The 20,397-nt window shown below is 46.7% G+C and carries 18 protein-coding genes; 12 read left to right on the forward strand and 6 right to left on the reverse strand.

Annotated features, from left to right (window positions below; genetic code table 11):
• Positions 1-1,194: an FprA family A-type flavoprotein gene (locus Y697_RS13115; protein WP_121552245.1), complete on the forward strand. Its 1,194-nt coding sequence runs from the start codon at positions 1-3 to the stop codon at positions 1,192-1,194.
• Between the two features lie 134 nt (positions 1,195-1,328).
• Here Y697_RS13115 and Y697_RS13120 read toward each other — a convergent pair whose 3' ends face one another.
• From Y697_RS13120 to Y697_RS13130, 3 genes are read right to left on the reverse strand one after another with little or no spacing between them, the layout of a single operon-like run.
• Positions 1,329-2,312, reverse strand: a complete 984-nt coding sequence (locus tag Y697_RS13120; RefSeq protein ID WP_121552246.1) for an acyl-CoA dehydratase activase — start codon at positions 2,310-2,312, stop codon at positions 1,329-1,331.
• A 10-nt stretch (positions 2,313-2,322) separates the two neighbouring features.
• Complete coding sequence (locus tag Y697_RS13125; RefSeq protein WP_121552248.1) at positions 2,323-3,411, reverse strand: hypothetical protein; 1,089 nt, start codon at positions 3,409-3,411, stop codon at positions 2,323-2,325.
• Positions 3,408-4,394 (reverse strand): acyl-CoA dehydratase activase-related protein, encoded by a 987-nt coding sequence (locus Y697_RS13130; protein ID WP_121552249.1) that lies wholly within the window; start codon positions 4,392-4,394, stop codon positions 3,408-3,410. The genes Y697_RS13125 and Y697_RS13130 overlap by 4 nt, the downstream gene beginning before the upstream one ends.
• Before the next feature lie 214 nt (positions 4,395-4,608).
• On the opposite strand from Y697_RS13130, the gene Y697_RS13135 reads away from it, so the two are divergent.
• The 8 genes from Y697_RS13135 (at position 4,609) to Y697_RS13165 (ending at position 13,185) form a co-directional block, all read left to right on the forward strand.
• Entirely contained in the window at positions 4,609-5,493 is an 885-nt protein-coding gene (locus Y697_RS13135) for a DUF4382 domain-containing protein (protein ID WP_121552251.1), read from the forward strand.
• 120 nt (positions 5,494-5,613) lie between these two features.
• A complete protein-coding gene (locus tag Y697_RS13140) occupies positions 5,614-6,288 on the forward strand; it encodes a hypothetical protein (protein WP_121552253.1) in 675 nt (224 codons plus the stop codon).
• A 6-nt stretch (positions 6,289-6,294) separates the two neighbouring features.
• Positions 6,295-6,981 (forward strand): response regulator transcription factor, encoded by a 687-nt coding sequence (locus Y697_RS13145; protein ID WP_121552254.1) that lies wholly within the window; start codon positions 6,295-6,297, stop codon positions 6,979-6,981.
• Entirely contained in the window at positions 6,971-8,254 is a 1,284-nt protein-coding gene (locus Y697_RS13150; protein ID WP_121552256.1) for a histidine kinase dimerization/phospho-acceptor domain-containing protein, read from the forward strand. The genes Y697_RS13145 and Y697_RS13150 overlap by 11 nt, the downstream gene beginning before the upstream one ends.
• A 110-nt stretch (positions 8,255-8,364) precedes the next feature.
• Positions 8,365-9,486 (forward strand): aminotransferase class I/II-fold pyridoxal phosphate-dependent enzyme, encoded by a 1,122-nt coding sequence (locus Y697_RS13155; RefSeq protein ID WP_121552257.1) that lies wholly within the window; start codon positions 8,365-8,367, stop codon positions 9,484-9,486.
• Between the two features lie 1,461 nt (positions 9,487-10,947).
• Complete coding sequence (locus tag Y697_RS15050) at positions 10,948-11,082, forward strand: hypothetical protein (RefSeq protein ID WP_259462574.1); 135 nt, start codon at positions 10,948-10,950, stop codon at positions 11,080-11,082.
• The gene (locus Y697_RS13160; RefSeq protein WP_121552258.1) at positions 11,072-12,796 is read left to right on the forward strand and encodes an ABC transporter ATP-binding protein; all 1,725 of its coding nucleotides are present in this window, start codon (positions 11,072-11,074) and stop codon (positions 12,794-12,796) included. The genes Y697_RS15050 and Y697_RS13160 overlap by 11 nt, the downstream gene beginning before the upstream one ends.
• A gap of 152 nt (positions 12,797-12,948) precedes the next feature.
• Complete coding sequence (locus tag Y697_RS13165; protein WP_121552259.1) at positions 12,949-13,185, forward strand: hypothetical protein; 237 nt, start codon at positions 12,949-12,951, stop codon at positions 13,183-13,185.
• A 32-nt stretch (positions 13,186-13,217) separates the two neighbouring features.
• On the opposite strand, the gene Y697_RS13170 is transcribed toward Y697_RS13165, so the two are convergent.
• Entirely contained in the window at positions 13,218-13,763 is a 546-nt protein-coding gene (locus Y697_RS13170) for a hypothetical protein (RefSeq protein WP_121552260.1), read from the reverse strand.
• 25 nt (positions 13,764-13,788) lie between these two features.
• Positions 13,789-14,982, reverse strand: a complete 1,194-nt coding sequence (locus tag Y697_RS13175; protein WP_121552261.1) for a hypothetical protein — start codon at positions 14,980-14,982, stop codon at positions 13,789-13,791.
• A 178-nt stretch (positions 14,983-15,160) separates the two neighbouring features.
• Between Y697_RS13175 and Y697_RS13180 the strand changes: the two genes are divergently transcribed.
• From Y697_RS13180 to Y697_RS13190, 3 genes are all read left to right on the forward strand, one after another.
• A complete protein-coding gene (locus Y697_RS13180) occupies positions 15,161-16,429 on the forward strand; it encodes an MFS transporter (RefSeq protein ID WP_121552262.1) in 1,269 nt (422 codons plus the stop codon).
• Between the two features lie 61 nt (positions 16,430-16,490).
• A complete protein-coding gene (locus tag Y697_RS13185) occupies positions 16,491-17,438 on the forward strand; it encodes a phosphotransferase enzyme family protein (RefSeq protein WP_121552263.1) in 948 nt (315 codons plus the stop codon).
• A 352-nt stretch (positions 17,439-17,790) separates the two neighbouring features.
• Complete coding sequence (locus tag Y697_RS13190) at positions 17,791-19,290, forward strand: PLP-dependent aminotransferase family protein (RefSeq protein ID WP_121552264.1); 1,500 nt, start codon at positions 17,791-17,793, stop codon at positions 19,288-19,290.
• Positions 19,291-19,301: 11 nt separating this feature from the next.
• Here the strand turns inward: Y697_RS13190 and Y697_RS13195 are convergent, their stop codons facing one another.
• The gene (locus tag Y697_RS13195) at positions 19,302-20,396 is read right to left on the reverse strand and encodes a lysophospholipid acyltransferase family protein (protein ID WP_121552265.1); all 1,095 of its coding nucleotides are present in this window, start codon (positions 20,394-20,396) and stop codon (positions 19,302-19,304) included.
• Position 20,397 lies beyond the last annotated feature (1 nt).

The following is a 20,397-nucleotide window of genomic DNA, read 5'->3' on the forward strand; positions in this document are numbered from 1 at the left end:
GTGAGTGAAACTGTAAGAATTGCTGAAGGGATCCACTGGATAGGAGTGAACGACTTTGAGACGCATCTCTTCGAGTCGCTTTGGCCCATTCCAAGAGGAGTGTCCTACAACTCATATATTCTGATCGATGAACAGGTCGTTCTCATTGACACTGTCAAGGGGCCTTTTTTCTCGGCATATCTCGACAAGATAAAGTCGCTTCTTCCCGCTGGAAAGAAGGTCGATTATCTAGTGGTTAATCATATGGAGCCCGATCACTCCGGTTCTATCAAGGTCCTTAAAGAGGCCTTCCCCGACATGAGTGTGGTCGGAAATGAAAAAACCATGGATATGCTAAACGCCTTTTATGGAGTGACCGATAACGTGGTAAGGGTTGAAGACGGGGAAGAGCTTAACATAGGCTCCAAAACACTCCGATTCTTCATGACGCCTATGGTGCACTGGCCAGAGACTATGATGACACTTGAAAAGACCACGGGTGTGCTGTTTTCCGGGGATGCATTCGGAGGTTTCGGAGCACTTAACGGCGGGATTTTCGACGACGAAGTCGATGTGGACTTCTTTGAGGATGAAGTTCTCAGATACTTTTCAAATATTGTCGGTAGATACAGCGCAATGGTTCAGAAGGCCTTTGAAAAACTAAGAGGTGTTGACATAAAGGTTATCTGCGCCACTCACGGGCCCGTCTGGAGAAAGAACCCTTCAAGGATTCTCGATCTTTATGATCGCTGGAGTAGACAGGAGACGGAGGAAGGCGTCGTTCTGGTATACGGTTCAATGTATGGGAACACGCAGAAGATGATGGAGGCGGTAGCTTCGGGTCTCGTCGAGGGGGGCGTCGAGAAAGTCAGGGTTCATAATATTTCGACTACGCACATTTCGTTCATCATAAGAGACATCTGGAGGTACAGGGGCCTTGTGATGGGAAGTTGTACCTATAATATGGAGCTCTTCCCTCCGATGAAGCAACTGGTTAGCGCGATAGAGAACAGGATGATGAAGAATCGCAAGATAGGTGTTTTCGGTTCCTATACCTGGAGCGGTGGAGCCCTAAAAGAGCTTCAGCAGTTCGCTTCTAGATCGAAGTGTGATCAGGTGGGTCCGGTGATTGAGTCGAAGAGTTGTCCAACGCAAGAGGATCTCGACAAATGTGTTGAACTGGGCCTTAACATGGCAACGGCGATCAAGTCATGAATCCCCGCCTCTCTCTTCTGCAAAGTCGATCGGAAGACTTTATGAGAAGTGTGATCAGGGCATATCATTGAGAGATCAATTTCATACTGAATAACCCATATACTAGGATTTCAGAAGGTACGACAAGGAGCCTCTCAACTAGTAGAGGCTCTTTCCTTTCTTCTGAGCTGCTCCTGCCATTTGCCGCATCGGTCACCCCAAACTGCGATAATTTCTCCGTCTGCTTTCGCGTTGATTACCTCGCAGTTGTTCGAACAACCGTTACAAATGAAGCTGGAAGGCCGGAAATCGAGATTGAGATAGTCAAATCCCTTGAAGGAAGATTCCACAGCCTTTCTCTCGATCTCTTCGCGGGCAAGAATCGCGGCGCCTATGGCACCCATCACATCGTAGTTACTCGGCACAATCACTTCATGTCCGACGGCCTCTTCAAATGCCTTTTTTATTCCCTTGTTGGCTGCTACTCCACCCTGAAAAACAAAAGGCGGCTCAAGTTTCTTGCCTCTACCGAGATTGTTTATGTAGTTCCTAACTAGTGCTTTGCACAGACCCCAGATAATGTCGGACTTAGAGAATCCGTATTGTTGCTTCGCAATCATATCGGACTCGGCAAAAACCGTGCATCTTCCGGCAATCCGAACTTCCGTCGTTGCCTGAAGTGCGAGCTCTCCAAACCTCTCAATCGGTACGCCGAGCCTTTCTGACTGATGATCGAGGAAGGAGCCGGTTCCTGCCGCACAAACAGTGTTCATGGCAAAGTCGGTCACCATCCCTTCTCTAATCAGTATTATTTTCGAATCCTGGCCGCCTATCTCAAAGATCGTCCTCACTTCTTTGACTTCTCTGAATGCCGCCACCCCGTGAGCTGTAATCTCGTTCTTAACAATATCTGCACCAAGGAGGACGGCTGCCAGCTGCCTGCCACTGCCAGTGGTTCCAATGCCAAGGACGGTGGGATCGTTATGTTCTTCCCTCAGCCTAGAAAAACCGAATTTAACGGCGTCCATAGGCTGACCGTTGGTCCTGACATAATACTTGAAAACTATCTCGCCGCTTTCGGAAAGTGCCACTATGTTGGTACTCACCGAACCGACATCTACTCCAACAAAGATCTCCACAGAAATCGCCTCACTTGTTTGCGGCAATGCGTTTGCGCTTAGAGTTTCTTATAAGATCAACAAAAGCCTCTATTCTCGTTAAGCTGTTCGCCTTTCCTGTCTGTTCATCTATTGCAAGTGTGAGAACAGGTATACCGTTCAGTTCGGAAATCCTTGGGATGACACTTTGAGAGACCAATTCAGGAAGGCATGCAAAAGGCATCAAATGAACAACTCCATCAAATCCCCTTTTGCTGTAGTCGACTATGTGACCAACATTCTGCTTCGCATGCCCGCCAATAATGATCTTTATGTACTCCGATCCCATTTTTATTATCTCTTTTTCGCGACCCTTGCCGAAAAAATTGTGATCGACCCATTCTCCAACGTACTGCGATCTCTCGGCCTCACAACCCAAATTGCACAGGGTGTTTTCTATTTCCAGGTTAATGCTTGATTCAATTACGACAAAGATCTCTCCTACAACCCCGATTCGTATCTTCTCTTCTTCGTCAATATGATGAACATCGATTGATGCGATCATGTCGCGGGCCAAAGAATTTGCCCTCCTCACTTCATCAAGTGTCCAACACTTTTCATATTCATCAGAAATCCTCTCGAAGACCTTCTGTGACGTCCCCGGGACTTTCTCGTAGGGCATAATCTTGTGAATTTCTTTGTCGAACCGATCGAGATCCTTGAGCATCGTCAGGACAATTCGAGCAACTCCAATGACCTTGGCAAAAGAGGTCTTTCCCTTGATCTTCAAGAACTTCGAAATATCGCCTTTCAAATCACGCTTGACAGAATCGAAGATAATTACTTCGACATCATAACCGATCTGATGAAGAGTCCTTTCATGAAGCTCTCCATAAAAACCGGCCCGGCATGGACCGTGCCCACCGCTTGAGACAATTATCTCAGCTCCCCGCTCACACGCTTCAATGTAATTGCCCATGAGCACCTTGTACGGGAAACAAGCGAACTCAGGACTATGCTTCGTGCCAAGATCAATTGTCTTCTGAGTGGGTCGCGGAGGAACGATAACCTCATGACCCAGCATCTCGAGAAGCTTCTTATACACCATCACATTGCCCAAATATGGAAATGAATACTTCACTGCCTATCTCCCGCCTTCTTGGACTTCCTACCCAACATGTCTACGAAGGCCTCGACCCTCGTCTGAAGATGGTTTTCTCCTGTGTGTTCATCGATTCTCACCGTCATGAAGGGGATTCCCGATTCCTCAGATTCTATCTCGAGCAGTTTCCCAAGAAAGGCATCAGGTCCGCAACCGAATGCAGTAATGTGTATGACTCCGTCGACCGAACCTTCTCTGAACATGCTGTAGGCCGCTCCAAGAAGTTTATCGCTGAAAGTCCAGAAGAGACTCTTCTTCATCTTTTTCACGTGCTTCTTCAGAAGTTTAGGAGGTATCATCTCAAACGTCGTCACCTCTGCACCAAGCTGCCGCAGTCTCGTAGTCACGTCCATACTGATGAATTCATCATAGACATCATAGACGTAACCGAGGAGGCCGATTTTCAGGGAGGTGTATCTCTTTTCAATAGGTGCGCCCGCCCCGTCGAGTTCGGCCCACGCCTCTTTGATGGTCTTGCCTTCCAAACAGAGATTTCTGAAGTTTTTCCATCTCCTTGCTGCAGAATGACTTGCTCTTCGAATTTCACTTTTGGAGACTCCGAGTTTACCGGCAATGGGATAAATCAATTTTGGTGAAGAGATGTCTTCAGTGCTGCTCTGAATGTCCAGTGTGAGCAACTTCGACCTGGCGGCCGGGACTCCGTGTTCTATCATGTCGGGTAGCCCCATGAATTTGGGACAGAAGTATTTGCCCTTCTCAACAGAAACCATTCTAGGCACAAATACATAATCCACACCCTGATCGACCAACCTGAGAACGTGACCGTTGTATATCTTGATTGGAACGCAGATCTCGGGAACCGAAACCCCGATCCCTCTGTCAATCGTCTTCTTGTCGGTCTTTTCCGTTGTGATTACCTCTATTCCCAATTCTTCAAAAAGATGGACCCAGTACGGCCCGTAATAATAATATAAGAGAGCTCCAGGTATTCCTATCTTCAACTTATCTCTTCCTCACCGACCCGTACCGACAGGGTGTGGCATTTGGCCAATATCAAATATAGCACCCGTTGTCGACTGGAACAACGCTTTCAATGTAAAAGCTTCTGATCGGGACCAGTTTCGGACAACGCCTGTGTCTGTCGGTTTAATCTCTCTTTAATAACAACGGGGATAAACTTGGTTCATAACCAAACGAAGAAGGGAGGTAAAGAAAATGAAAAAGCTACTATTCTTGATTGTCCTGGTCTCCGCGTTTTTCTTCTCCGGGTGCGTGGATCTTACTTTTCCAGGGGCTGACGAGGGAACGGTGAGAGTTGTTCTTACCGATGCGGTAATTCCTATCGAAGAGATTGACTCTCTTATGGTAAGAATTGAAAGCATAAAGCTATATGGATCCGAGGACGTTCCTCCAGAAGAATACGAGCCTCTTGTGATCGTCGACGAACCATTCGAAGTGGACATTCTTACTCTGGTGGGAACGACTTTCGAACTTCCCGACACTACAGGGGTCGTCGGTGTATATAACCAGTTGCGGATAGAAGTGTCTGCGGCAACTATGACGGCCAACGAGATAGTCTATCCCGTCACTGTCAACTCTGGGTCACTGAAGATCAATAATCTAGGCCTCGATATCAACGAAGGTTCTGTGACGAATGTAGTTCTTGACTTTGACTTGTCAAAATCACTGAAAATCAACGGCCAGTGGGAGGAGATCGTCAGTGAAGCCGAGATCTCAGGGGAGAAGAAGAGCCACGAAGACAAGGTACACATGACGCCCGTAATCCATGTGCGCCATGGAAGCCTTTTAGATGTAACGGGAATTGCCTCTTCGGATCAGTTGCCTCTCCTTGTAGCGCTGTTTCCCGAAGGTAATGGCGAGGCTCTTACGACGTTTACCCATATCGACAATCCGATCTGGGAAGAAGGCGAATTCAGATTCTGCAAGGTCGGACCGGGGGAATACAGGCTGGAGTTCTTCGACAATTACAGGGAAGAGGGATTCTCAGTCGATGAAAGCGAATCCAGATATCAGTCCCTTTCAGTTACCGTTGCAGACAAAGACGTCGATCTTGGTACAATTGTCTTGGTTGAGAAATAGGTGCTGCAAACAGTTAAATCTCGATTTGTCATCAAGGAGTTTGGGTTATTAAATGTAAAGCACGAGCGGTTCATCTGTTAATTACTGCCATTGGTTTGCGGAAGTGAAGGTGAAGCTCATATGAAGAGAGTCATTTGTCTCGTCTCCACTATTGTTTTGGCATTTTCAGCCGCACTTTCGGTAGGTACTGTGCTTGAAAACGAGCAGTCTCTGCTTGGTTATCTGGTTGGGGGCGGGGACTTTGAGCTATCAGTGAATATCAATTTGATTCAGAAGGTGCAGCAGATAGCTGCTGGCGAGATTCTTGCAATGTTTGTTCTTCCCGAAGGGTTGATAAGGGTAGTGACCGACTCCAGAGTATTTACACTCTCTTCAGATGGTGAGATTTCCGAAATAACGGAAACTAGCAAGGCCGGCATTTCATCAGAAGTAAAGATGATTGACGCTTTCTCTCTTGTTTCTATACAGTCAAGGGAGGAGGTTCGCGGTATCTTTCTTGTACAGGAAGAGAACGGTTACTTCTGGCATGTGATAACTGAAACGAAGTCCTACAGGTTAGCTAGCAGTTTTGCTTCAACGCTGAATGTAATGGCGAATGAGAAGGCGCTTGAGGAGGCCAGCAAAAGGCTGGAGAAAGCACCGGGCGAGGAAGAGGATTTGACTCCTTCGGAAAAGCCAGGCAAGCCCGACGATCCGGGCAAGCCCGATGATCCAGGTAAACCCGATGATCCAGGCAAGCCCGACGATCCTGGTCAGCCAGACACTCCTCCCGGCAAAGAAAACGGAAAGAATTGATACTCGATGAAACTCTTGATAGTTGAAGATGAGAAAAGGCTTCTCGATAATGTCGTCTCCTTTTTTGAGCGTTCGGGATTTCTTGTGGATGCCTCTCAGAACGCAGAAGAAGGGCTGGATCTTGCCCTTGAGCGTAGCTATGATTGCATTGTTCTCGATGTCCTCCTGCCCGGCATGAACGGTTATGAGTTCTGCCGCTTTCTGAGAGAAGAGATGAAGTCCGATGTCCCAATAATAATAATCACCGCACTTGGCGAAGTTGACAACAGGATTGAAGGACTGGAGATCGGAGCAGATGATTACGTGCCCAAACCGTTCGATCTGCGTGAGCTGGAAGCCAGAGTTAAAGCTCTTGTAAGACGTAATCAGCGTAAGGTAGAGCCGATACTTCAGTACGGTCCTCTCAGTTACGATTCGAGAAAGGAGGTCTTCACCTGCTCCGGGGGAAGACTGGACCTAACCTCAAGAGAGGTTTCAATCCTCGCGCTGCTCTTTCGCAACCCGGGAACCGTCTTCTCCAGAGAGGAAATTACCGACAAGATCTGGGAAACAGGCTTTGAACCGCGCAGCAATATTGTTGATGTCTATATTAACTACATAAGACGCAAGTTGGAGTCGGCTGGGATGTATGACGTAATCGAAACGGTTCCGGGAAAGGGGTACAGATTCAGGAGCTTGGCAGATGACGGTTAAGGGAAAGATCTCACTGCTTTACCTTGTGACCTATGGCACCGTGGTTATTTCACTGGGCCTGACGGTCTTTTTTGTCCTGAGGAATCTGGAATTTCGCAGGATAGATAATCTGCTCCTATCATTTCATAACGATATTGTCAACACATACAAGTTTGCAGGTCAAGAAAGCAAACTCCTGAGTCTTGCGGGAAATGAGGACTTCGGATTCGCCATATACATAGAAGATGAACCAGTAGCGAGTTTTCGGGCTGAACCGGAGCTATTCAAGGAAGTTGTAGGAATCGGAACCAAAGGAGATCATCGATATAGAGCGACTGTCGAGCTTATCGAAGGAGCCGAAGAGAGATTCGTGACTTTCTACAATCTCGAAAAGTCTGAGGAGTATCTTAAGTTTGCTCTCGCAGTAGTGGTCTTTTCCTCGTTGTCGATCCTTTTGGCCGTAAGTCTCATTGGAACAGCATTCACTAGGAAATTGATAAGACCTTTTGAAGAGGCCGGCAACCAAATGGAGCTAATTAGCAGAACGGGATTGAGGGATGCCAGAATTGCGCTCAAAAAGAGTGGAGACGAGGTTTCGAAGCTTGAAAGTGAAATCAATAAGGCGCTGAGTAGAATCGAGCAGTTGATTAACGATGCGAAGCAGTTCTCTTCAAGAATCGCTCACGAATTGAGAACGCCCCTCGCAGTAATGAAATCGAATCTTCAGCTCTCTTTGGCCGGCAGTTCCTCGGAAGAGAGTATGCGAGAAGCCTTGAGAGAAACCCTTGAGGAAGTGGAAAAGCTCATAAGGCTCTCTGAAGAGTATCTGCTTCTGTCACGTACAGAGATCTCGGTACCGATTGAAAAGAGAGAGATAGATCTCTCCCGACTTGTACTGGAGACTACTGAGAAGATCATGATCCTTCATCCCGACAAAGAGATTGAAATACAGATTCTTCCCGAGATAATGGTCAGTGCCTCCGCATACATGATCGAGCACGTAATAATGAATCTTCTTGACAACGCCTGCAAGTATTCTACTGACGATTCTTTGGTGATCATGCTTACCCGTGAAGAGGAATTCTCTCTGTTATCTGTTTCCAACAAGGGAAAAGCCGTTGATTTCATGAGACTTGGTGAATCTGCGAAGGAAGTGAAAGGCCAGGGATACGGTCTCGGTCTGAGAGTGGTCTTATCGATTTTGCGTGCGCACAATCTTCGGCTTGATTACGAACATGAAGAGGGCGTCAATAGATTCATGATCGAATTTCCCTGTGAGAGCAATTCTCAATAGCATAAGACACGTCCTGGAAGCCGTCCGACTAGTCGTGTGCATTCATTCATAAGTTCCAGTTTGAAAGTAGTCTGGTAAGATCGAGTATCACTGACAGCCGGAGGAAGAAAATGAAGCTAAATGATTTCAAACTGGAAGTTTACTTTGAAAAGCACGAGTTCGGCGCACCCCACCTTCTTGCTCAGTCTGACTGTGAAGCCATGACGATCGGTGAGTTGCTGAAAATGGACGGCGAGTCCCCCTCAAAGTTCATGGATACATGGCTTGGCTACACCGAAGTTCCCGGCAATCGCGATTTGAGGGTGCAAATTTCCAGGCTTTACTCGAGTGTCAAAACGGAAGAGGTTCTGGTTCACTCAGGTGCGGAAGAGGCGATCTTCAACTTCATGAATGTTTTCCTTCAGAAAGGCGACCATGTGATCTGCCAGTTTCCAGTTTATCAGTCACTGTACGAAGTCGCCAACGCAATCGGATGTGAAGTGACCCGCTGGGAACTGAGAAGAGGAGGTAAAGAATGGCGCTTTGATGTAGATGAACTGAAGGATCTTGTTCGTCCAGAAACCAAACTGGTTGTGATAAACAATCCTAATAACCCGACCGGATACCTTGTGCCTAACAGAGACCTGATGAAGATCGCTTCCTTTACCGAAGAAAGGGGGATTTTCGTTTTTTCCGACGAGGTCTACAGAGGGCTTGAGCTTGATCAATCTGTAGAAAAGCAGAAGTCCTTTGCAGATATTTCCGACAACTCTCTTGCACTGGGTGTGATGTCTAAATCCTACGGATTGGCCGGCTTGAGAATCGGCTGGGTTGTATCTCACAACAAAAGCGTCCTGGAATCAATGACAAGATTCAAACACTACACTACGATCTGCAACAGCGCGCCCTCGGAGTATCTTGCCTGGAAGGCGCTGTGTGTAGGAGACAAGATCCTGAAAAGGAACAGAGCGATAGTCGTCCAGAACTGGGATCGGGCCGCGCTCTTCTTTGAGAAGCACTCGTCGGTATTCAGAGTTTCGAGGCCAAAGGCAGGGCCCATAGCTTTTGTACAGTTCGTTGGAGGGGACGTCGAAGACTTCTGCTCGGTGGTCCTGGAAAGCGCAGGAATTCTACTTCTTCCCGGATCGATGTACGATTTCGAAGGCGGCTTCTTCAGAATGGGATTCGGCCGAAAGAGCTTTGCTGAAGGATTGGAAAGGCTAGACGAGTTTCTGGAGTTGTTTGGAAAATGATTATTCATTTAGGCGACTACTGTTGTCTATATGTGAATATAGATTCAGATCGACCAGGCTAAAGGAAATGCAGCTTCCCGAATGAGATTCCTTAACCTGCAGGCAACAGCCAGACCGGTTGACTTTAACAATTACTCGTGGTAGAATTATCATTGAAGACGCTTTCAGAGCGTCTTTTTTCTTTCCTCTATGATTCTAAACAAAACTCTGATCGCCGAACGGAGCGAGAGGCTCTTAGTGTCGCCCAACCATTCTTGCGCTTGGAACCGATGTCCCTATGCTCCTCTCGGAGAACGGTGAACCGAGAACTGATTACCCGTTCTTCCAACTTTGCAACTTGGATCTTGGAACTGACAACTGTTCTAAAAGCCGTGGTTGGTTGGAGCTTAAGGAAGAGAAGACAGCAATCACCCGGCGGAAGAATATCAACTTGTTTGAACCAACTCAATTTGCCATCCTGATGTGCTCTTGATCAGGATCTGGTCTTTGATCTTATCGGTGAACGGGTCCATGATCCGGGACGGCCAACGGCGAGTCGCTTCTAACAGCGCACAGCGGCTTTCAATACCGAGATGCTGAAACAAGTTCATGACGAATAGGGACGCTTCCAGAATTGCTTAATACTGTCATCCGATGATGCCTCTGCACGGGATCTCGCTCCAAAATCCCTCTCTTGTTTTGAGCATCTTGGAGTGCAAATGTCTCTTCCCGAGATTCACCCTTCACGTTATTTGGTCAGTGATCCATATGTATGACTCCTGCCAGCAACCAAGAACGGGCATCGAACAACCTTTCTTGTGGAACTATTTCAGATCGTCGCCTTTTCTCGCAAACAAACCACTAACACCCTCCGACGCTACGTGGCCCTCCTCACGTAATGGAGTACTTAAAATCATCAAATACAAGCTCGCGTAAGAACCAGTATATTGGTAGCATTTAGCTCCCTGACTTATGTGTAATGAGGAGCTCGCTGAACGGGATAAGTTGGAAGAGAATGAGAAACGGACTGGAGAGAATGTACTGGATCATTTCTCTTTGGATATGAGTGAATTCTCCAAGAGAAGTGAACTGTCTGGCAAACAGTGTGAAATCCTTTCCAAGCTAAAGGGTGAGGCACTTCCAGCTTGCTTGGAAATCCGGCCAAAAATCTGCAAACATGCTCACATCTTCACAAGCTGTATGACCCTCTCAGGGTAATGGGCTCATCTCTTTGGTTCATCTTTGTGATATCGCGCTTGGTCAAAAGCGATTAACTTGATATAATATTAACCAAATACTACAATTTGTATGCATGTGAGATGCTGAGTGTCGTCAACGGTTCTCCTGAAATAGTTACATATAGCGCATGTTGAGATGCAATTTCATCTGTGGAATAAGATGGTGATTTGTTAATGCTGTTATCTGCCCTGTCCATTTTGGCAATTGCCCATTTCAGTTAGGTCAAACCGAGGAGGTGGGAGCATGAGTTCAGAAGAAGGCTTTCTGTTTCATACTCGAGGAATTGACTTGATTGAGACCTGCAAAGGTGGAAAAGAAGGAGATATTCTCGAGTGGTCTGTGAGACAACAATCCGGGGGGCAGAGAGATGGAGAATGAAAAAAAGACAATTCGCAGGTTTGTTTTCAAGCTGTTCAAGGTTTACTGGAAACGGGAACTGCTGGCTGCAGTTCTGGTCGGCGTGATGATTGCACTTGCAGTTGTCTTTCCGCTCTTGATAAGGCTGCTAATAGATGTAGTTATCCCTTCTGGCGACATGGACCTTCTCGTAAAGTACGTTTTGCTTGTCGTCGGGCTCTGGTTTGGAAGCTTGATCTTCACATATTTTGGAGAGGTGGTTTTTGAAACCACAGCCCTCATGGCAAAATCGGACTTGCGGAAGCAATTGTTAGAGAAGATGTTTGTTCTTCCTTTCGACTATTTCTACAAGAATAAAACCGGCGAGTTAGTATCGAGATTAATATCTGATCTGGAACTCGTAGGAACAGTTATAGCGCAGGTATTTCCGATACTGTTATTGGGAATCGTTCAAATATCGGCGATTCTAGCAATCATGTTTGCTTTTAACTGGAAATTAACTCTTTTGCCCCTGGGCTTCATCATGTTTTCCTTTCTTGTGATAATGTTCTTCAATATTATGGTGGAGAAAAGGAGCAAAGTTGAGAGAGAAAAATTCGGCGAACTGGCGGGAGTCACAAGTAACATAATCGATAATATGAAACTGATCAGAATCGCCATGCCATTTTCCTGGGTCACAAATTTCTTCGATCGTTTTCAAGGAGACCATGTTTATGCGGGCAAGAGGTTCATAAAGGCGATAAAAATCGCAGGTGCACTCAAGACGTCGATAAACGGGCTTATTTCCTTTTCGCTGCTTGCCTACGGTGGTTACCTGGTAATGAAAGGCGAGATTACCGTAGGAATTCTGATCACTTTCTGGGCTTACGTTCAATCATTATTCAATCCTATTCAGCTGCTCATGCAGGTGAACATTCTTCTAAGACAAAGCTGGGGAGGACTGCTGAGAACAATCGAGGTGCTGGAAGCTCCTGAAGAGGAAAGGAGCGATAGTAGTCCTAAGTTAGAAAGTGTTCGGAGCATTTCTTTAGAGAACATTGCATTTGGCTACGGCAAAAAGCAAATTCTAAAAGGCCTGTCTCTTGAATTGAGGAAAGGGGAAATTACGACGCTGGTAGGTGAGAGCGGCGCCGGTAAAACTACTACTCTGAATATTCTTATGGGACTTCAAAAACCCGAGTCTGGAACCATTTACATCAATGGCGACCCGGTATCGAATTCAGCATCACTCAGACCCTATAGCGGCTTTGTGGAGCAGACGCCAACTTTGTTTGAAAGATGTACTCTCCTGGAAAACATTACCCTGGGTAGATCGATTTCTGAAGCCGGTTTGGAAAACATCTTCGAAAGAACAAACCTGAACGTGTTGTTGAGAAGATTCGAGAATGGACTCGACACATTAGTTGCTGACATTCAGCTTTCTGGCGGTGAGAGACAGTTGGTTGCGCTGGCCAGAGCGCTGGTCTCGAAACCACAATTATTGATTCTTGATGAGATCACGTCCAATATTGATTCAAAGAGTGAAGAAATAATTCAGAATACTCTTATTAGTCTTAAGTCTGAAGGCATAATCGTGCTGATGGTCGCTCATAGATTATCAACTGTCCTACTGAGCGACAGTGTGGCGCTAATCAGTAATGGGGTTATTGTTGCAAGCGGAACTCACAGCGAGCTGCTGAAGACCAGTTCCGAATACAAGAAGCTCTACTCGCTTCAGCTGATAAAAGATGAATAGAAGGATAATTGATCAAGCGCCCAGCGGTGCATTGCGAAAGCCCCGAACAGGAACTTATCAGGCGGCTTCTTGGTGCGCGTAATGAAGCAGACAAAAATCGGGATGCGGGTGCAGAGCTTGGCTCATGATGCCGGAGGTGGAAGACATTAATTATGACTTTCAACCGCCCGACTCCTCTTCCAGAAGTCGTCGAAGGCGCCATAAAGACAAACATGGAATCTCGGAACAGAGTCAAGGGAGATAGGTTCACTTTTGTCCCGCAATCATTTACCCGTTACTCCGTTTTTCCTCAATACGATTTGATCTATCAGGGACACACACTTAAGCATATTTTGAGAATGCTCTTCTTCATCATTGCAGCCTCAGACACGCAACCTTCCAGTTCGTAGCGAACGTAGACGGGCCATTTGGCCCGTCTACGCTAGAAATCAAAATTGTATCTGCCTGCCAGATGAAAGTGGGGGAAGAAGGTCGAGTGCCTTGCAAGCTGCCCTCCCAGGCTGAATCCCACATTTATGATTGAAGTTGCCAACTCAAGACTGAAGTCGCTCATGTCGTAGCCTGCTCCGATGTGGGAGACTAGCGGAAGATACTTTATGTCTCGAGCGGCAAGGACGCTGGACAGTTCAGTCATCGCCGTTACCTTGAAGAAAACAGGCGGAAGAGAAGGCGCGAGATCTTCGAGTCCCAGTTCGGCATAAAGTCCAATGAGGGCTTGCATAGGGTCAAGAGAATAGAACTCCATTTCCTCAAAGCCGAATCCGAAGACTGGAACATCTGCAATAATGCCTAAGACGGGTTTGCTAAACAACATCCAGCCTACTTGAGCCCTCCCGAAGAACTGAAAATCGAATTCCTTTGTCTGTCTGTCCTGATTGAGAACAAAGCCCATTCCCACTGAAAAGTGGGTGGCCATCAAACCTGCGGCCAGACCAATAACCAGAACAAATACTGCGAGCTGTTTCACTTACACACCTCCTAAGAGTCTTATATCAGTATCTCAGTCTTGCAGCGATCTCACTTTGAAGGAGTCCCTTATCAACCACTACGACTTTTCCGTCGTTGTTTATTACGCTTCGCACGATCCAGGGGCCAACATTTCTGACTTCTCTGCTCTCCTTTACGGCGTGCGTATATACAAGCTCTCTGTCAAGAACATAACCTCTTTTCCTCTCAAGAGGATTAATGAAAAGCGTGTCGATCCTTCTATCATTTGCTGCTTTCGAGACTTCCGTCCAACCTTCGACATACTTGTCGAAATTCTCCTGGGCCATTTCCAGAAATTCCTTTCGAAGTCTCCTGCTTTCGCTGTCGATCAGTTTTTCGACTTCTTCCTGAAGTTGCTTCTCCTGATTGAGTGTCTTTTGAACGAAGATTGGGTATGCATCTGGAATCAGATGTTTCGCTTCCTTCTGGAACTTTTCGATACTTTCACTGAACGAAGAAGAGTGATAGAAGACGAGATATTCTACGTCTTTTGGAATCTCTTCATCGTTCTTGATTAAAGAGGTGGCTTTCTGAAGGAATCTCCTGTTCTCTTCTTCTTTTGCCTTGCTGACCTTTTCTGAAGCATTCCCATGATACATCGCTCCCGATGAAGGCGAGGGAGAGTACTCCTCCAGATACTCCTGCTCTTTCTCTCGAATGAACTCATTTTCAATGCTCTTAATAAGAGAGATTTTTCTTCCTTCCATTACGTAGTACGTTGATTTTTCTCTCTCCAGCGAGACAACAAGTGCCTCCGCGGAGGAGCTTGAAAGCCAGATCAGTTGATCAAGATCGAATGTCTTTCCTACGTAAATCTCCTTCTCGGGCTTTCTATGAAGTGGGATGATTTTTACACCTTCGATCGCTTTATCGTTTTTCACATCTTCGCCTGTGTGGAACTCAACAAAAATCGCCAATCCTCTTCCCAGATCATCGGTGTTTCCGAGTTTGGTTAGGACGGCTTCAACAACCTTCTGATGGATTTTTCCCATTCCTGTTATCTTCTCGTCCTTTCTAAGACAGTCGAGAATATTTGACTTCAAATGTTTTTCCGCATCGCTCCTTTTGAGATTTTCCATCGGAAAGTAGAAAGTGAGAAGATACGAATCTGATCTGATCCCGGCCTCTGCACTGAGGAGCTGTTGAAGTTCTTTTTCCATCTCAGCTTTTCGAAGAACGCGTGTAGCGACATTATCCATTTAATTTGCCTCCTTCCTTCGCTTCTTGGTGGTCTGAAAGAACCTACGGGCTTTCATCCTTGGCACAGTCTTTGATTCTAAGTACTCTCCCTGTTCAATTATAGTATCTGAAGTCTATTGAGCACACTTTAATTATAACCCTGAGAAATATAGTACAATAGCCACGGAGATGATTCGTTTGGCTAACAGTTTACAGGATTTGCTCTTCTCTAGAATGGAAAAGACTTTTCCGGCGCTCAAAGTAAGGAATTTCAGATATTTCTGGGTAGGTCAACTGATATCCGTCATGGGAACATGGATGCAGACAGCCGCTCAATCATGGCTTGTCTTGACGATAACGGATTCCCCTTTTCTGTTGGGTCTTCTCGGCGTTGCGCAATTCACGCCGGTACTCATTCTATCGCTACCTGCGGGAGTCTTCGTTGATCGTTTCCCCAAGAGGAGCATCGTAATCCTGACTCAGATAGCCTCGATGATCCTGGCATTTATACTTGCGATTCTTGTCTTCACGAATACAGTTCAATACTGGCACATCTTCCTTCTGGCATTTGGTCTCGGAATGGTCAAAACACTCGACATTCCTGCGAGACAATCTTTCATGATCGAATTGGTGGGTCGTGATGTGGTTCTTAACGCAGTTGCGCTGAACTCAACAGTCATTAATCTTGGAAGAATCGTAGGACCTGCCTTGGCCGGGGTAGTGATGGCTCTTGTCGGCGCGGGTTGGTGCTTTCTCGTAAATGGAGTGACGTTCATCGCTGTGATAGTCGGCCTGTTCAAAATTGATGTAGCGCCGGTCGTGAAGAAGAGACCAAAGGGGACTGTGATACCTGACATCAAAGAAGGTCTTATCTATCTCTTCAAGAGTCCGATATTGACTACCACCACCTTGATTCTCGCAATCGTAAGCACCTTTGGCATGAATTACAGTGTTTTGATCCCCGTTTTCGCAAGAAATCAACTCGGTCTCGACGCTCAGGGATATGGACTTCTGATGTCTTCTTTGGGGGTCGGGTCGTTGCTGGGAGCGCTGATTGTTGCCGGCGGGAGTTCCAGAGGGCCGAACAGAGTGAGGCTTTTTGTTGTCCCGTTCATAACTTCATCGCTTTTCATCATAATGGGGTTCAATCGTTCGTACTTGCTTTCGGCTTTGCTGATCGGGAGTATGGGGTTTGCGAACATCTTCTTCACTACCACTGCGAACAGCCTTATGCAAATAAACTCCGACAATGAGTATAGAGGAAGAGTTATGAGCGTTTACTCTCTTGTGTTCGCCGGCTCGACGCCGCTCGGAAACATGTTTGTCGGATCGATCGCAGACCGAGCAGGCGGAGGGAGTGCATTCTTCTGGGCCGGTGTAGTTACGGTTCTGTTGGTACTGGGAACGACGATGGCACACAAAGTCAGGAAGAGAATTTCAGCTGCGAAAAGTGATGCGTCGGCATGAATGGGTTATCGGAGCGAAATGTTGTATAATGATTTTGTTTGTATATCCGGGGTGATTATATATGCCTAGAATTCCCTTCTCCCGGATTTCCAGGTTCTGGGGGTTTAAGGAAAAGATCAGGTTTGAGAGAGCACTTAACGACAGAGCTTCGGTAGTCAGCTCTGGCAGGTTTTTGTACGTGTTGAAGAGAAGAGCCGCAGGTATTCCCGCTGAATCTTGTCTAAGTGAGCTTCTGGCTAATCTTGTCGGTATCGGAGTTCCCGTCTCGGCTCCCGTTTATGCCCGCAGCGGCAAGTCTGAAGTAAGAATCGGGAAGTATATTTACTCATTGTTTACTTACATAGAAGGAGAAAAAGCCGACTCCAACGTCTCTCATGCCACTCCAGAAATGGCGGTTGAGCTTGGCGTTTTCACCGGAAGGTTACACAAAGCTCTAAAGGAAATAGACGACGATCAGGTTGAAAGAACGAATTTGCTTAAGTCGCTGACAGCTGCTCTGCGATACTTCAGTACAGGGGAATTCGAAATGGAATTTGAAAGTGTTGAGGATTTCTTCACCGATTTCTACAAGATATATTATAGACTGCCGGTCCAGATCATTCATGGCGACTACCATCCCGGAAACATAATCATCCACGAGGGGAAGGTCTCGGGGATTGTAGACTTTGATTGTGCGACTCGAGAAGTGAAAGTGCTAGATCTCGCCTATCTAGTTCATAGCGTCTTCGCCGAGTTTCTGAAGATGGGTTCTCCGTCGCTTTTCCTCTATTTACTTCCGTATTTGCTTGACGGATACTCCTCGCAAAACTCTCTTTCCTCGAGCGAGAGGGAGAGTTTCGTATATCTTCTTTCTGCCATCTCGATCATCCAGATTCATTATTTTGCTGCGAAAGATTTGACTGAAGAAGCACGCTTCGCAAAGAATGTTTTCAAATGGCTTTACAAAAACAGTAATCGTATCAAGGAAAAGTCGGGCCTGATCCTGGTCGGTTCCGAAAAGGTGATCTAGTGTTGTTCAAGAGATAGTGAATTTCCCACCGTGCTTCCTTTTCTCCTTAGTATCGCTTCTTTTCATTTGTTCCTCCCGGATTTAATATTTCGAGTAGAATCCCTTGTCTCGACTTCTGCTAATCGATCCCTATCGCATATTCAAACTATATGTCAGCCATAATAATAATTGCATTCGGATCTGAGTAATTGGAGCGATCCACTGTTCGCTGGAGTCCTTAACTCTGTCATTCACCTGAGCCCCTTTGGAAGAGAAACAGATCGATGGGAGAAGAATGGCATGTTTTATTGACAGTATAATGGCATGGTCAATAACTTGTGTCGAAGTATAATCTGTTTGAGGAGGTGAATCAATGCTCGGGTTGAAAATCGTCGTCGAAAAAGGCTCTGGAGTCCCTTTGTTCAAGCAGCTGATAGATCAGTTGAGAACAGCGATAATAAGGGGAGAGATTTCTGAGGGAACAAGGCTTCCTTCCGAGCGAGAGTTTTCTAAGTTGCTCAGGTTGAACAGGAGTGTTGTTGTGAAAGCCTATAATGAACTGAAGATGGATGGCCTTCTGGATTCCAGATCGGGAAGCGGTACATACGTCATTTCAGTCCGGCCGCCACATAAGGAATTCGACATGATATCGTGGGGAGAGCAGCTTAATTCATGGGCTACCGTTACGGCCGGTTCGGCGAGATGGGCCAGCGTTCTGAAGGGCCGGCCCGACGACTGCATAAGGTTCGATACCGGCATACCTCTTGTTGGAAGCGAGCAAACAAACCTCCTGAAAGGAATTCTGTCAGATCTTACCGAAGATGAGCTGAAGAGTTCGCTTGACTATCCTTCGCTTAGGGGCAACCCCGATCTCATCAAGTATTTGTGTCTGAGACTGAACGGTTCCGGGATGCACGTAAACTCGAGTAATATCCTCATAACTATTGGTGCAGAGGAGGCAGTCTATTTACTGTTTTCTGCGCTTGCCAGGCCAGGTGAAACGATCGTTGTAGAGAATCCGACTTATATAAACATAATCAACATTTGTAGAATGTTTCAGCACCGAGTGCTTCCTATCGACAGAAACTCTGAAGGCCTGGATTTTGCGACTCTCGAAAATGTCCTGAAAAGGAGCAGGGTGAAATTCATATATACAATGAGCTGCTCGCACAATCCAACGGGTTCAAACATGCCTGAGGGGAAAAAGGAGTCGCTGGTAAGACTCGCAGAGAAGTACTCAGTCCCGATAATTGATGACACGGTCTTCTCGGAGATTCAGTATAGTCGCCCTGCGCCTAAAACACTTAAGTACTACGATCATCACAACTGCGTGATCGAGATAGGGGGGATATCTAAGGCCTATGCTCCAGGTCTTAGAATCGGCTGGATAGTCGCCGATGAAGCGCTGATAGAAAAGCTGATCGAACCGGTAAGAATGATCTCGCTCGGAGTTCCGAACATCAGCCAGCTGGTCGCCGCGAAGCTCCTTTCGACAGGGGAATACGACAGCTTCTTGAAAAAGTATCTTGGACTCTGTCTTGACAAGAAGGAAGCTGCGAAGAGAGCTTGTCTAAGATATCTTCCCGCTTACGTGAAGGTCAACGAGGCTCAGGGAGGGAACTTCTTCTGGCTTGAGTTACCGGCCTCACTTGACTGCTGGAAACTGGTTGCCGAGGGTATTAGAAGCGGCGTTGCAGTATCGCCGGGAAGTCTTTTCACCTTTGACTCGAGCGGCAGGAACTTCGTGAGGCTCAATCCTCTGGGAGTCCCTCTTGAACAGATAGAAGAAGGGATAATTCGACTGTCAAAGGTAATCGAGTCGATCAAGATGAGTGACAGAAATGAAGAAAGCACTGTTTCTGTAGTCGTGTAGCTGCCGTGAGCCTAACTCTCTCCAGATTTGGAAAAATACCTGTGGGCCCAGAACAGAAGAAGTGAAGAAATCTCGGTCCTAAGTCTCATAATTGAATTTTCATAGTTGAACTCGTTGATTCTCTTGAGGAAGTTCGAGAAGCCTCTGATCTTCGAAAGTGAGTAACATCGCTCACTCACTCTAAGGCAGTTTCTGTCCAGAGTGACTTTTCCGGAGAATTTTGATTTATTGCCGGTTCCAATTTGAAGTTCCGTCATTACTCCCTCTCCGGCATCTATTTTTCCCCTCTTTGTTATGTAATCAGAGAGCAGTTCTTTTTGAACCTCGAGGATATCTGTGACAGCTCTTCCAGAAACATAACCAAAATCGTCAACTGTATATGTGAGTCCGCATTTTTCGCATTCAGCCGAGTCTCCCTTTGCTTTGACTGTCTGGAACGAATGGCACTCTTCGCAAAACCAGATAATTTTCTCGATTCCTTCGGCCTTTCTCATGCCTTTGAAGGGAATCCTCTTTTTCTCCTGCCATCGCCAGTCGGAGGCCTCCGAGAGATAATCGAGCGCTCCCTTGCCCTCGAAACTCTGAAATTCAACCTCGATCCTTCCCCACCTGTGATGATCGGCCCATCTTGGTTTAGTCAGATAAGCGCCGCTCATTCTTGCGGCGACGACCGGTACATTAAGCCTATCCAGGAATTTCGCTGTCCCTGGCGGTACTTCGCCGAACTCCCCATCCCATGTCACAGATCCCTCCGGCATCAGACCCAGGACCCCGCCGGCATTGACTACTTCGATCATCTTCCTCATGGCTGGAAGATCGGGGACGCCCTTTCTCTTTCGAATTGCGCCTCCCGCTCTTAGTATGGGCCCCGAAAGAGGATTACTGAAGTTCCCCGAAGCGACGGCCCAGACTATCGGATAACTCACAAGCGCTTCGATCAAAACGGCATCGATAAAGTATGCATGATTGCCGATTAGGATGAAGGGAGGCTCCGGCAGTGTCTGGAGACCTATTCCGTGGAGATTGTATCTCTTAATGAAGGGATGTCTAAAGATCGGCCGCAGGATTCGCCATAGAAGCTTGTCGCCTGGAAGTCTTTCCTTCATC

The organism is Mesotoga sp. BH458_6_3_2_1 (assembly GCF_003664995.1).
Classification (GTDB): domain Bacteria; phylum Thermotogota; class Thermotogae; order Petrotogales; family Kosmotogaceae; genus Mesotoga.

Excerpts from the sequence above, each read along its gene's own strand:
- Y697_RS13135 (WP_121552251.1), top strand. The coding sequence starts at position 4,609 with ATGAAAAAGCTACTATTCTTGATTGTCCTGGTCTCCGCGTTTTTCTTC.
- Y697_RS13140 (WP_121552253.1), top strand. The coding sequence starts at position 5,614 with ATGAAGAGAGTCATTTGTCTCGTCTCCACTATTGTTTTGGCATTTTCA.
- Y697_RS13145 (WP_121552254.1), top strand. The coding sequence starts at position 6,295 with ATGAAACTCTTGATAGTTGAAGATGAGAAAAGGCTTCTCGATAATGTC.
- Y697_RS13150 (WP_121552256.1), top strand. The coding sequence starts at position 6,971 with ATGACGGTTAAGGGAAAGATCTCACTGCTTTACCTTGTGACCTATGGC.
- Y697_RS13155 (WP_121552257.1), top strand. The coding sequence starts at position 8,365 with ATGAAGCTAAATGATTTCAAACTGGAAGTTTACTTTGAAAAGCACGAG.
- Y697_RS15050 (WP_259462574.1), top strand. The coding sequence starts at position 10,948 with ATGAGTTCAGAAGAAGGCTTTCTGTTTCATACTCGAGGAATTGACTTG.
- Y697_RS13160 (WP_121552258.1), top strand. The coding sequence starts at position 11,072 with ATGGAGAATGAAAAAAAGACAATTCGCAGGTTTGTTTTCAAGCTGTTC.
- Y697_RS13165 (WP_121552259.1), top strand. The coding sequence starts at position 12,949 with ATGACTTTCAACCGCCCGACTCCTCTTCCAGAAGTCGTCGAAGGCGCC.
- Y697_RS13175 (WP_121552261.1), bottom strand. The coding sequence starts at position 14,982 with ATGGATAATGTCGCTACACGCGTTCTTCGAAAAGCTGAGATGGAAAAA.
- Y697_RS13185 (WP_121552263.1), top strand. The coding sequence starts at position 16,491 with ATGCCTAGAATTCCCTTCTCCCGGATTTCCAGGTTCTGGGGGTTTAAG.
- Y697_RS13190 (WP_121552264.1), top strand. The coding sequence starts at position 17,791 with ATGCTCGGGTTGAAAATCGTCGTCGAAAAAGGCTCTGGAGTCCCTTTG.
- Y697_RS13195 (WP_121552265.1), bottom strand. The coding sequence starts at position 20,396 with ATGAAGGAAAGACTTCCAGGCGACAAGCTTCTATGGCGAATCCTGCGG.